The 13,134-nt window shown below is 65.1% G+C and carries 9 protein-coding genes; 1 reads left to right on the forward strand and 8 read right to left on the reverse strand.

All coding sequences use genetic code 11. The annotated features are described in order from the left end of the window. Window positions 1–8 precede the first annotated feature (8 nt). From MRBLMU1_RS06075 to MRBLMU1_RS06090, 4 genes are read right to left on the reverse strand one after another with little or no spacing between them, the layout of a single operon-like run. Window positions 9–326, reverse strand: a complete 318-nt coding sequence (locus tag MRBLMU1_RS06075; protein ID WP_363498519.1) for a DUF3325 domain-containing protein — start codon at window positions 324–326, stop codon at window positions 9–11. Then, window positions 319–1,839, reverse strand: a complete 1,521-nt coding sequence (locus MRBLMU1_RS06080; protein WP_363498522.1) for a PepSY-associated TM helix domain-containing protein — start codon at window positions 1,837–1,839, stop codon at window positions 319–321. Before MRBLMU1_RS06080 ends, MRBLMU1_RS06075 begins: the two co-directional genes overlap by 8 nt. Before the next feature lie 9 nt (window positions 1,840–1,848). After that, complete coding sequence (locus tag MRBLMU1_RS06085; RefSeq protein WP_363498524.1) at window positions 1,849–2,154, reverse strand: hypothetical protein; 306 nt, start codon at window positions 2,152–2,154, stop codon at window positions 1,849–1,851. A gap of 1 nt (window position 2,155) precedes the next feature. After that, window positions 2,156–4,297 (reverse strand): TonB-dependent receptor, encoded by a 2,142-nt coding sequence (locus tag MRBLMU1_RS06090; protein WP_363498527.1) that lies wholly within the window; start codon window positions 4,295–4,297, stop codon window positions 2,156–2,158. A 271-nt stretch (window positions 4,298–4,568) separates the two neighbouring features. Here MRBLMU1_RS06090 and MRBLMU1_RS06095 point away from each other — a divergent pair, with 271 nt between their 5' ends. Beyond that, window positions 4,569–4,751, forward strand: a complete 183-nt coding sequence (locus MRBLMU1_RS06095; protein ID WP_363498530.1) for a DUF3606 domain-containing protein — start codon at window positions 4,569–4,571, stop codon at window positions 4,749–4,751. 14 nt (window positions 4,752–4,765) lie between these two features. Here the strand turns inward: MRBLMU1_RS06095 and MRBLMU1_RS06100 are convergent, their stop codons facing one another. From MRBLMU1_RS06100 to MRBLMU1_RS06115, 4 genes are read right to left on the reverse strand one after another with little or no spacing between them, the layout of a single operon-like run. Beyond that, window positions 4,766–5,668: an alpha/beta hydrolase gene (locus MRBLMU1_RS06100; RefSeq protein WP_363498532.1), complete on the reverse strand. Its 903-nt coding sequence runs from the start codon at window positions 5,666–5,668 to the stop codon at window positions 4,766–4,768. Beyond that, complete coding sequence (locus tag MRBLMU1_RS06105) at window positions 5,658–8,696, reverse strand: glycosyl hydrolase family 28-related protein (protein WP_363498535.1); 3,039 nt, start codon at window positions 8,694–8,696, stop codon at window positions 5,658–5,660. Before MRBLMU1_RS06105 ends, MRBLMU1_RS06100 begins: the two co-directional genes overlap by 11 nt. Window positions 8,697–8,707: 11 nt before the next feature. After that, complete coding sequence (locus MRBLMU1_RS06110) at window positions 8,708–10,072, reverse strand: gluconate:H+ symporter (protein ID WP_363498538.1); 1,365 nt, start codon at window positions 10,070–10,072, stop codon at window positions 8,708–8,710. A gap of 22 nt (window positions 10,073–10,094) precedes the next feature. Next, window positions 10,095–13,124 carry a TonB-dependent receptor plug domain-containing protein gene (locus MRBLMU1_RS06115; RefSeq protein ID WP_363498541.1) on the reverse strand — a complete coding sequence of 1,010 codons (3,030 nt, stop codon included), beginning with the start codon at window positions 13,122–13,124 and terminating at the stop codon, window positions 10,095–10,097. Window positions 13,125–13,134 lie beyond the last annotated feature (10 nt).

The raw sequence follows: 13,134 nt of genomic DNA on the forward strand, positions 1-13,134 counted from the left end.
GTGACTAGTCACTGGAAAGCCAGCGCGCGCAGCCAGCGGGCGCGCCAGCTCAGCGTGAAGGCGACCGCCATCGCGCTGGCCGCCGACAGCAGCACCCACAACACGGTCCCGAAGCTCGGGCCGTGGCCCCACAGGCAAAGCGCGTAAGCGCAGGCCAGCACAGACGCCGCCCGCCAGCGCCAGCGCCGCTGCACAGCCGGTGCCGGCATGGGACGGTCGGCATTGCCCGGCAGCGCGCGCCAGTTCCCCTCCTGCGCCAACGCCAGCCAGGCGAATGCCACATAGGACATCGCCGCCGCGACCAGCATCGTCAACAATTCAAGCACGTTTGATCCTCCTTAGCGCCATCATCGCCAGCAAGGCGGTGGCGAATAATCCCAGATCCATGCCGGCGACGGCGAACTGCCCTTGCGCCAAAGCCTTGAGCACATGTTCGCCCGTCGTCACCCAGTTCAAGCCCACCGCCAGCACACAGAGGCCGGCGATGACCCACAACTGCTCGCGCCACGCGCCAGCGCGCCGCCACCAGCCGTGACAAAACGCCAGTACCCACACCAGATAGAACACGCGGATTTCCATCCCCGCGCGGTCCACGCCCGCATAGCCCGCGTCCGCCGGCAGCAAGCGATTGGCGACGAAGAAGGCCAATGTCGCCAGCAAAATACCGGTCACGCTGCCGATGGTCAGGCCTTCCACGATCGCCACTCCGGCCAGCCCGTGCTTCGCGTGACGCGCGCGGCGCCCCTCCAGCCAGAATAAAAAGCCGGTGGCTATCATCACGCAACCGGAGATGCCGCCCAAAAAGTACAGCCACCGCAATGTCCAGCGCTCGAAGCGGACGAAGTGCAAACCCGAGAAAAAGCGCTGCACCGTCATCACCGGGCCGGCCTCGAAACGCGCCAGCACTTCCCCGGTGGCGGCGTCGAAATAAATCTGGTCCAGGTTCATAGTCATGTCGTGCGCATAGGAGCGGCGCAATTCGACGTAGCTGTCGGCATCACCCGGATTCCACACCCGCACAAAGTATGGCTGGCCGCCCCTCCACTCCCGCTCCGCGCGATCGCGCATAGCGTCCAGCGACGCCAGGGGGCCGGGCGCGTTGGCCGGCTTGCGGGTGTAGCGCCCGTAGGCCTCGGCCGTGAACGCGGCCTTGTCCTTCGCGGTGCTCCCGTAGGCGCCGTAGTACGATTGCGGAAAATAGATCGTCATGAAGATGACGAGGCCTGACAAAGCGATCGCGAAGTGGAACGGCAACGCCAGCACACCGGTCAGATTGTGCAGGTCCAGGGCACTGCGCTGCAGGCGCTTGCGCGGACGGAAGGTGAAAAACTGGGCGATGATTTTTTTGTGGACGATTACGCCCGACACCAGCATCACCAGCATCGTCATCGCCGCCACGCCGACCAGCCACTTGCCGATCTCCATCCAGTTCAGATGCAGGTGATAGTGGAACGGCACGATGAACCCCGTCGCGGCGGCCGAGCCTTGCAGCGGCAGGAAGGCGTAGCTGGACGGATCGAGCAGGCGGCCATGTTCCGCTCCGTCGGCGCCGCGATATGAGAACTCCACCACCGGCGTGCGCGCGGTGGGCAGATCGACGCGCCACTGCCGCGCGCCGGCCGGCACGCCGGGCACCACCGCTTGCGCAATGCGGTCCAGGGAAGGCGCCGTTGCGGCGTCGCGCGCCTCCAGGCGCGTATCGGGCAGCATCCAGCGATCGATCTCGTTACTGAAGACACTCAATGTCCCCATCCAGAAGATGGCGAACAACAGCGCACCGATCGTCACGCCCGCCCACGTGTGCAGCGCCGCCATGGACTTGGTGAAGGTATCGCCCATCCCCTCCTCTCAGTCCAGCAAGCGCCACAGCGCCCACATGACGGCGGCGCCGGCGCCAAAGCCCAACCACAAGCGGCCTACGCGGCGCACGCTGAAGCCCCACAGCAGCAGCACCAGATACAGCACAAACCCGAGCATCGCCGCCAGCGCCACCGCCTCCGAGCGCGCCATACCGGCTCGGGACAGCGCCACCGCCCCGACAGCCACGGTCAACGCCGTCAGCGCGTAGCCGCCGCCGACCGCGCCCAGCACACGCAGTGCTGTGACAGTCGCGCCGGCGGCGCGCGGCATGCGGCTTGACCGTTGGTCGGACATATCAGAACCGCAGCGCGTAGCCGAGGCTCACGGTGCGGCCGCGCCCCGCGAAGTAGCGCTTCGGCTCCACCAGCGCGCTTTGCGAGTAGTACGTGATGTAACTACGGTCGAACAGGTTGGCCATCGACAGGCGCAGTTCACCATTTTTCCCGAGCTTGTAGTTGGCGCTTGCATCGACCAGCGTGTAGCCGCCGAACTCCTTGGCCGGATCGTCGAACGATTGACTGAACGCGTGCTGCGCCTGCACGAAGGTCGAGAATTTTCCGTTCCAGTCCGCGCTCCAGGTGGCGATCAGGCGATTCGGCGCCACGTTCAAGCCATCCAGCTTGGCGTCCAGCGAACCGTTTTCGTCGCTGTCGTAACGGCCCTTGGTATAAGCGTAGGACAGCTTGGCGCGTTGCGCCTTGGTGAAACGATGGCCCAGGCTCAGGTCCGCGCCCTCGATACGCGTCTTCTCGCGGGCCATCATGAAGGCGCCATTGATCGGCACCACGCGTGTGCCGAAATCCGAATCGGAGCGGAACAGGCTCGCATCCAGATCCCAGGCGCCGCTGTGATAGCGCCCGCCCACTTCCACGCTCTTGGTCAGGATCGGCTGCAGGTCGCGCATATTGGCCACGCTTTGGCCGACGGTGTTGATGGAGCGGAGCACCCGGCCGATATCCGGCATGCCGAAGCCCTCGGAGTAGCTGGTGAACAGCGACACGTCCTTGACCGGATTCCACACCAGACCCGCGTTCATCAGCGTCTCGTTGAAATCGATGGTGCCGCCCTGGACCAGCACGCGCCGGTACTGTGCCAGGGTGCGGTAGGTGTCGATCTCCAGATCGGCCTTCTCCTTGCGCACGCCGGCGTGCATCGTCAGCGTATCGAGCAGCTTGTATTCGCCCTGCAGGAACAAGGACAGGTTGCGGTATTCGGATTGCGGCACGTAGGTGCGGTTGGTCAGATACAGGTCCTGCTTGCCCTTGTCGAACAACGTGTCGAAGCCGACGGTCAGCTTCAGGCGGCCATTAAGCAGATCGTCGCGGCTCAGACCGACCTTGCTGCCGTACTTGGAGGCGACCGAGCGCGATTGATCGTACAGCGTGCCGGTTGGCGCGATCAGCGGGTCCTGGAAAGTCGCCGAGATGTCCGCGCCGAACAGGCCCTCGAACTCCTGGTTGAACACCATCGCCGACAGCTCCATCCCCGCCAGATTGGCGTGGCGGTAGCTCAGGCTCGAGGTCCACACGTCGTTCCATGGCGCCGTGCCGGGCGGCGTGCCTTCGATGGAGGTGGTTGGGATGCCGCGCGCGCGATCCCCCGCTACGGCCAGGTAACCGGCCTTGGACTTGATCTTGTAGCGGTTGACCGATACCTGCAGGCGCTGATCGTCGTCGATCCAGTAGCCGAGCTTCGCCAGCACATCGTAGGTGCGCGAGTCCATCAGATCGCCCTGCGTATTGTCGGTGCCGATCGAACGGCCCTTGCCGTCCAGGTACAGGCCCTGGTCCTCGTACGACAGGGCAAACAGGTACTCGAATTTGTCGTTGCGGCCATCCAGGCGGTAAGCGGTCTTGTAGCTGGCCGTGTCGGAGCCGACATCGCTGGTCGGCAGCGTCGCCTGCACGTCGACCGACTGGTTGAAGGCTCCCTTCTCCGGGCGCTTGGTGATGATGTTGATGGTGCCGCCGGTCGCGCCCAGGCCATTGATCGCGTTCGCGCCCTGCACCACCTCGATCCGCTCCACCATCGAAAAATCGATCGTGTGCGCCTCGCGGCCGGTCGGCCGCATCGGGTTCGATTGCGGCACGCCGTCGACCAGCAGCAGGGGCGTGCGGCCGCGCAGCGTCTCGCCGGAGCCGTTCATCTTGCCGCGGCTGGGGGTGTAGGAAGGCAGCACGCTGCTCAAGACATCGGACGAATTGCCCGATATCGCCATCTGGCGCTCGATCTCCTCCTGCTTGATGATGACCACCGTTTGCGGCGCCTGGTTGGCGGCGATATTGGAGCGGGAGGCCGACACCAGCACGGCCGGCACGGCGGCATCGTCGGCCGCCTGCGCCGCGACTTGGGACGGCGCCGACAGGGCCGCGACAACGGCGATGATGGCGCCAGGCAGGCGCGCGCGCGGGTACAACATGGGATTCAGGGCTTTCACAGGACTTGGCTCTCCGGTACATGGAACCACCCGTACCGACCAAAATGTGTCTAAGAAGAAATCCGAGGAAATCGCCGGCAATCGGTGGGCAGAGGGTGTGCTGGCTGGCGCCGGGAACCGCGCGTGGCTTGCAAATAAGAATGATTACCATTATCAGGAAATCTTTCTGTTTGGTCAAGCGCCCGATTTGCTCCCATAAGTGCGGCAGTGCACTGTAGAAGGAGCGAATCGCTGCCACCATTGTGAAACCCGATACCATTTATTTAACATCATGCGCCCACAGCAAACCACCAGCCCCGCGGACTTCCGCTTCCAGACCACCATCAATCCCAAGCTCACGCAGGCGGTGCGCTACTGGGCCGACGAATTCGATGTCCCGCCGGCCAAGCTGCTCGAAGTGGTGCGCGAAGTGGGCCGCAACGTCCTCGAAGTCCGTCGACGGCTTTCCGCCTGACCGCGACCGGATAGTCACTGAGCCGGCGACGGCACGCCCTGCGGCGCCTTGCCACCGTGCGGAACCAGCCAGCCGCTGTCGCTCAGCCAATCGGCCAGGCGATCCGGCCAATGCACGTCGGACAGACGCTCCGAGCGCTGCCCCATGTTGAACGCGTGGTCGGTGTCCGCATACATATGCAGTTCCGCCGACACGCCGGCCGCCACCAACTGCTGATACAGTGCCACCGCCGGCGGACCGCAGCACTTGTCCGCCGATCCCGCGACGATGAAGGCCGGCGGCGCGGCCTGCGGGGCCTTGGCGGGCACGCCCAGCGGCCCCGGATACACCAGCACCTGGAAGTCGGGCCGCCCGCTTTGCTGGTCGACCGCGTCCCGCTTCGCGCCCGTCACGGCCGGCGGCGCCGGATTATCGGCCACCAGCGACACCAGCTCCCCGCCTGCCGAGAACCCCATGACGCCGAGACGGTTCGGATCGACGCCGAATTCCGCCGCATGCGCCCTCACCCAGCGCACCGCGCGCCGCAGATCGGCGGCGGCGTCGTTCTCGATGCTGTAGCTGGAGCCCTGGTCGCGCGCGAGACGGTACTTCAGCACGAAGGCGGTCACGCCGACGCGGTTGAGCGACTTCGCCGCCACCATGCCCTCATTCATCCACACCAGCATGCGATGTCCGCCCCCGGGCGCGATGATGACCGCCGCGCCGTTGGCGTGGCGCGCATCGGCCTTGACCACCGTTAGCGACGGGTCGTGGATATTGCTGACGTAGGTGTTCTGCACCGTCTCCGCTTCGCCGTGGCGTTTTTCAGATCCGGGGGCCCCGTCCGGCCATAGCATGTGCGTTTGCTGCGCGCCGGCCTGCGCGCAGACCGCGACCAGCATCGCCAAAACCGCGCGTCCAAGGTGTTTAAGCGCCATTCAAGCCTCCCGTCGCATACAGCGCGCGATGGGTGAGGATGAACAGCGTGCGTCCGCCCTCGCCGCCGAAGATCAGCTGCAGCGGACGTTCCGGCACGTCGATGCGGCCGATCTCCTTGCCATCGGGGTTATAGACGAAGATCTGGCCGTTGGCCACATACACATTGCCCGCCGCATCCGCGGCCGCGCTCTCGCCGCCGCGATTGGCCGCCAGTTTGAGATCGGTGATGCCGCCGCCGGTGCCGATCACGCCGCTGAAGGTGCGGTTCTCGGAGCCGTTGGTGAACACCACGCGCCCATTGCGCCCCGCCGACACCAGGCCATGCGTATCGAGGGAGTCCGAGAAGCGCCAGCCCAGATGGTTGGTCTGACCCTGTTGGAACATGCGGTAGGCCGGCAGCACCAGCGTACCGTCCGACGAAACATATTCCCGCTTTTTCGGCAGCGCGACATCGCGCGCGAACATCTCCGCCAGCGTGGTGAACTCGTAGGTCTCGGGATTGAGCTGGTCGCGGAATTCGCCGTTCTGCCAGAAGTTGACCGGCACCACAGTCTTCGCGCCGGCATGGGCCTTCACCGGGGTCGGCTTGATCAGCGTTACCTCGCCGGCCGGACGATCCGGATGGAAGGAATACACCGTGCCTTCGAAGCCGTGCGACGACAGCACCATCAGCGCGCCACTGTTGTCGATGGCCAGGTTGATCGGGTCGAGCGGCGCGTCGCGCACCACCACCAGCCCTTTGTCCTTCGACCAGCTATAGATGCGCTGGAAGCGGCGGTCCACGAAATACAGCTTGCCCTTGGCGTCGACCACGCCGCCGGCGATCGAATAGAAGCCCTCCTCCAGCTTCTCCACCTTGACGGGATTGGCAGGCGGCGCCACCGGGTTGGCGGCGATGTCGAGCATCGCGAACTCGCGCTCGCGCACCTCCAGCTTGTGCGTGACATCCAGCAACGCGTTCTCGAACGGGAATTTGCTGGCGCGCAGATAGGTATCGCAACCGTTGGCGTCGCAGGTCGCGTAGCCGCTCTCGCCGTTGACGTGCACGTTGCGGAAGCGGATATCGCTGGAATTGGTCATCTTCACGGCGGCCGGCGCCGGCTTGATCGATCGGGTGACGCGGTAGGCGTGATAGTTCGCGAACAGGATGTTGCGCGAATTGCGGATCTCCAGCGACACCGCATCCATGCCGTCGCGCACCTCCTGCTCCGTTTGCGGCGCCAGGAACTCCCAGTTTTCCACGTTATCGAGCACGATCTCGGCGCGCACATGGTGCTCGGCGGAGAGCTCGTAGACGCGGCCCGGCGTCTTGGTGTCGGAGACGTAGAACCCGGCCTGCGAGAAGGTGCTCGGCGACCAGACCGCGACAAAGGTGCCGCCACCGCCGTCGGTGACCCAGATGCTCGGATACTGGCGGTCCCAATGCGCGATCGGGTCGAAGTCGGCCCGCTTTTGATATGGATCGCGGCGCACGCCATCGTAAAGACGCGTGCCGTGGCCGCCCTGGATGCGGATGTCGTCGACCAGCGATTGCTCGCCGGCTTTCCACAACAGCCCGACCGCGCGCGGATTGACTTCGCCGGTCGCCAGGCCGAAGCCGGAGACGATCGCGTCGCCGCCCTTGGCGCTTTCCAGCAGCGCCTTGGGTCCATCCACGCCGGCGTACAGCGGCGAACCGTTCGGCAGCACCAGCTGCGTCAGGCCAGGATGCAGCGCGACGATCACCGTGTCGGGCTTCATGCGGATCGTATCGTTGACGATGTAAAAGCCCAGCGGCAGATACACGACGCGGTTGTTGTCGATGGCTTTCTGGATCGCCGCCGTATCGTCGGTATGGCCGTCTCCCTTGGCGCCCAGGGCACGCGCGTTGGCCCATTGCGTGGTCGGCGGCAGCGCCCGCAGCACGCGCTTGGGCGCTGCCGGCATGGCGCTCAACGGCGCGATTTTGGAGTTGGTGCCGAACTGGCCGGTGCTGCCCACACCCGGCAGCATCAAGCCGTAGTTGAACTCACCGACGCGGTAGATCGGGCCTGGCGCGGAGATCTTCTTGCCGCTGTCGCGGAACTGCGCGAATACCGGGGTATTGCGCGCGACCGCGTTGTCGAAGCCGACCTGGGTGTAGACGTTGTCCTCGTTCGAGATGATGATCGCCGCCTTCGACACGTTCTCGAAGCGCACATCCTTGCCCCACAGCCAATCGCCGTATCCGCGATCGATCTCGATGCCCACCTTGGTGTTGCGGATGGAGACATTGATCATCGTCAGGCCGGCTTCATGCTCGCGGATGGCCGCGTCGCGCTGGCCCTCGAAAGTCGAATCCATCAGCGTGAACTGCCAGGCCGGCGAGGTCTTCTCCGACAGGATGCCGTAGCGTCCACCGTAAAACTTCAGGTTGAAGCCCTCGTTGCCGACCTGGTAGATGCCGGCCAGTCCGGAGCCGATATGGAAGTCGATGTGGCTCAGGTTCGAATGCTGCGCGGTGCGCAGCCGCACGGCCGCCGCCGCCGGATTGCCGTCGCCGATTTCAAAATCGACATTGCTCATCGCCGAATAGAAGGTCGACGAATTCGCGTCGCGCACGTTCTCGCTGAACGGCACCGCGCTCACAACGGGAACCGGCACCTTGCCGACCGTGTATTGATCGCCGCCGGTGAACACCACCATGTTGGCGACGCCTTTCTGGAAGCCGGGCGTGCGCTCGCCCAACACCAGCACCGGCCGTGTCGCGCCGACGCCGTACAGGCGCACCGCGAGCGGGATCAGGATGGTGCGCGTGATGCGGTAGCGCCCCGAAGGCAGGAACACCACCCCGCCCTCGCCCTTGTTGGCGGCGCTATCGACGGCTTTCTGGATCGCCGCCGTGTCGTCGGTGCGGCCGTCGCCGGTGGCCTGGACTTTGACGGCCAGCGCATCGTCCGGCATGGTCTGATAGACGGAAACCGAGGCCGGCGCAGCCTGCGCGCCATCCATCGGGACGGCCAGTATCGCCACGGCCGCCATCAGCAACCGTGTTAAAGATAATTTCATTTGCTTAGTCCTTAGATAAAAATCGATAGGAGCAACACGAAAATCAATCCGAAGACGCCGACCAGCGTCTCCATCAAAGTCCACGAGCGGAACGTGTCCTTCAGCGACAGGCCGAAGTACTCCTTGAACATCCAGAAGCCTGAATCGTTCACGTGGCTGCACATCAAACTGCCGGCGCCGATCGCCAGCACCATCAGGCTCGGGTCGATGCCCGAGCTTTCCACCAGCGGCGCGACGATGCCGGCCGCCGTGAGTCCGGCCACGGTGGCCGAACCAAGGCAGATACGTATCAAGGTGGCCACCAGCCAGCCCAACACCAGCGGCGGCACCGGCAGGCCGCCCAGTTGCCGGCCCAATTCCCCGCTGACGCCCGAATCGACCAGCACCTGTTTCAGCGCGCCCGCCCCTGCGATCACCAGCAGGATGGGCGCGATGTCGCGCAACGCGTCCTGCGCGCCGGACATCAGCGCCGGCAGGCTCTTGCCGCGCGCAAGTCCCAGCGTCACCAGGGCCACGGCCAACGCGATCAACATCACGATCATCGGATTGGCCATGAAATTGATGACCGACCTCAGCGCCGCATCCTGCGTCGGCACCATGGTCAGCGCGGTGGCGGCGGCCAGCAGCCAGACCGGCAGCAGCGCGGTGGCGAAGCTGTTGAAGACACCCGGCAGCTGCGCCTCCTCCAGCAGCCCGGCGCGGAACATCGGCGCCGGCTCGCTGTGGATGCGCTTCAAGGTCATCGCGAATACCGGACCGGCGATGATCAGGGTCGGTATCGCGACGATCATCCCGTAGAACAGCGTGCGACCCATATCGGCATGGAACTGCGCCACCAGCGCGGTCGGCGACGGATGCGGCGGCAGGAAACCGTGCGCGATCGACAGCCCGGCCAGCAGCGGTATCGCCAGCGCCACCGCCGGCCGCCCGCTCTGATACACCAGAGAGAACACCAGCGGCACCAGCAGCACGAAGCCGACGTTGTAATACAGGGGAATCCCGGCAACGAAACCGGTCAGGGTCAGCGCCACCGGCATGCGCGCAGAACCGAATACGCCGATCAGATAGCTGGCGATGCGCTGGGCGGCCCCGCTGTCGGCGATCAGTTTGCCGAACACGGCGCCCAGGCAGACGATGACGATCAGCGACCCAAGCAGGTCGCCGATGCCTTTGTCGATCGATTTGGGGATGGAGTCCAGCGGCATGCCGAGCAACAGCGCCGCCGCCAGCGCGGCCACCACGAACGCCAGCAACGGCTGCACTTTTCCCCACGCGATCAAAAGGGTCAGCAGGCCGACGGACAAGCCGACGGCGAGCATGCCCCAGACGGCTGGCGCAACGCCGAACAGCGCCGCCAATGGACTGGTAATGTTCATGACGGCGCCCCGGGGTTAAAAGTTAGAAGTTGTAGCGGACGCCGACACGGTAGACGCGGCCCAGCACATCGTACAGCTGCGGGTTGATGCCGTAACTGAGGTTGTTCTGCGGGGCCGGTGCCGGATCGACATTGCCGATGTTATCGACCTTGAAGTAGGCGGTGGTTTTGTCATCGAACTTGTAGCTGCCACCCAGATCGACATAGAACGCGCCCTTCATCTTGTTGTCGAAGATGGTCGGGTGGATCGTCGTCGAGACCGGGCAGTTGGTCTGGCACTCGATGAACTCATTGCTGTAGACGCCTTTGCTGATCCAGCGCTCGGTCAGGGTCAGGCTGTACTTGTCGGTGTCCCACGACTGCGAAGCGAGGCCTTTCCACTTCGGGGTGGCGCCCAAGTTGGCGCCGGCGCCTTCGGACGGAATGGTGCCTACAACGCCAGGATCGGTCAGGAAGCTGATGTTGCGGGTGACTAGCGCGCGCAACGTCAGGCGCCCCGGCAGGCCCTTGAGGTTCATGCGGTAGGCGCCTTCCAGGTCGTAGCCCTTGGCGCGCAGCGACGCCAGGTTGAACGCTTGCACGGTTACGTAGTTATTGATCGAGACCGGGCTGTTGAGCACCATCGCGCCGCAGATTTCCTGGTTTCCGGCCACGCACAGATCGACTTCCTGCTGCGCGTTCAGCGACGATATCACGCCTTTAACCTTGATATCGAAGTAGTCGATCGAGGCGCTGAAGCCCGGCGCCCACGACGGCTGCGTCAGCACGATGCCGGCGGTGTTGTTGCGGGCGATCTCCGGACGCAGCTTGGTATTGCCGATGGCGCGCTGCTGCACGGTGATGGTGTTGCCCTGGTAGGCGACGACGTTGTTGGTCACCACCTGCGCGGCGAACAGCTCGCTCAGGTTGGGCGCGCGCACGTCCTTGGAGGTCACCGCGCGCAGGCGCAGGCCGTCGATGCCGGTCTTCCAGCTGGCGCCCAGCTTCCAGCTTTCCACGTGGCCGGAGGTGCTGTACTTGGTGTGGCGGTCGGCCATGTTGATATTGGCCTCGCCCCAGGTGGCCGATTTGAGCACCGGCACGTTCAACTCCACGTAGGCTTCCTTGACGTTGTAGGTGCCGCTGGCGTTGTGATAATTACCGGCGTACCAGTTGTTACCGACGGCGGTGTTGAGCAGCGGGTCGGCCGGATAGCTGGCGTTGTTCTGGCTGTCCGGGAAGATGCCGTTGCCGTACGGGTCGCCGGTGACCTTGTAGTGTTCGCGGCGATACTCGGCGCCGGTCGCCATGGCGATCGGGCCGGCCCACGATTCGAACGCCTCGCCGCTGAAGTTGACGCTGGCGACATCCTGGGTCTGGCGGGTGTGCTGGCGCGGACCGTTTTCCGGCGCGATATAGGCCCAGGCAGCCGCGTCGATCGGGTTGTTACCGATGATGTTGAGCGGCTTGCAGCCCGACGCGGCGGCGACCGGGTTGCGGCAGACGATGGTGCCGTCGGGTGCGCGCACGGCGTCGATGGCGGCGTTGTAGCGCGCGTTCAGCGTCATGTCGTTGACGATGATGTCGGTCTTGTTGGCGCCATGTTCGGCATAAGCGTCATACGACCATTCCTTGCCCAGCACCTGGAACTTGCCGGTGCCGCCGACCACCACGCGCTCCATCTGGCGGGTCGGGTGGACGTTGATATTTTCCGGGAAGATGGCATTGGCCGTGCCGTACTGGAAGCTGGTGATGTTATTGGCCGCGCAGGCGGCGGCGATCGACGCCGGCAGGTACGGATTGCTGCACTGGATGGTCAGGTTGGCGTTTTTGGCGGCGCCGGGATTCGGCGAGAAGGCCGCCTTCACCTTGCCGAAGTTGGCCGTCATGTAGATCTCATGATCGGGATTGATGTCGAAGCCGACGCGCGTATAGGCCACCTGGCGCGTCAGATCCATCGCCAGGCTGGTGCCGGCGCCGACGCTGCCGCTCAAGTCGCCGCCGATGCACAGCGGATTGATACAGCCGGTCACCGCGCCGGTGCCGGTCGGCACGCCGTTCGAGCCATAGTTGAATTTGTACGGCTGGCTGTTGTCGCCGAAGGCGGTGCCCTGCAGCGGGCCGTTGGTGATCAGGCCATACTTGGCGTACTGGTACTGCTGCGCGTGCAGCACCGAATAGTACTGCGGCTTGCCGTCGGTGGTCTGCGCCAGCGTGCGCACCTGGAAGGCCGGATTCTGGTACCACGTGCGGCCGTTCGGTCCGACCTCGCCGAAGCCCGGCGACTCGACGCCCTTCTGGCGGCCGTATTCGCCGCTGACCTGCACGTGCAGGCGGTCGTCCATGAAGGAGTCGCCCCACGCGGCCTGCAAGGTGCCGTTCTTGTCGTCGCGGTAGGTGGTCTGGCCGCCCTGCACATTGGCCTTGAAGCCCTTGAAGCGTTTGTCGGTGATGAAGTTGACCACGCCGCCGACCGCGTCCGAACCATACGAGGCCGAGGCGCCGCCGGTGACCACGTCGACGCGCTTGATCAGCAGCTGCGGAAACTGGCTCACGTCCGTCACGCCGGTGACGTTGGCGCCGACCACGCGCTGGCCGTCCAGCAAGGTCAGCGTGCGTATCGGACCCAGGCCGCGCAGGCTCAGCGAACTCAAACCCTGTATGCCGCTACTGGTGCTGCCGGTGCTGGTGGTGCGGCCGGTGCTGCCTTGCAGGGCCGGCAGTTCGGCGATGCTATTGAAAATGTTCGGCTGCGCGCCCTTGGCCAGGTCGTCGGCGCTCAGCGTGGTGGTCGGCGTCGGCTGCGTGAAGCCGCGCGCGGCGATGCGCGAGCCGGACACGGTGACCACGTTCGCCACCGGGGCCGCCGCTTCCGGCGCGGCCGCAGCCGGGGCCGCCACCGGCGCGTTGTCCTGTGCCGTGGCGCCCTGCGCTTCGACGCCAGCCGGCGGGGTCTGGGCTTGAGCTTCAGCCTGGGCTTGCGCCTGAACCTGGGCCTGGGCCGACAGGGCGATCCAACTGCAAGCGCTGGCGACGGCCAGGCGCATGATGGTGTTACGTGTTGGTGTAGTCATTTTGGTCTCC

Source organism: Burkholderia sp. LMU1-1-1.1 (genome assembly GCF_040675865.1).
Taxonomy (GTDB): Bacteria; Pseudomonadota; Gammaproteobacteria; order Burkholderiales; family Burkholderiaceae_D; genus Rugamonas.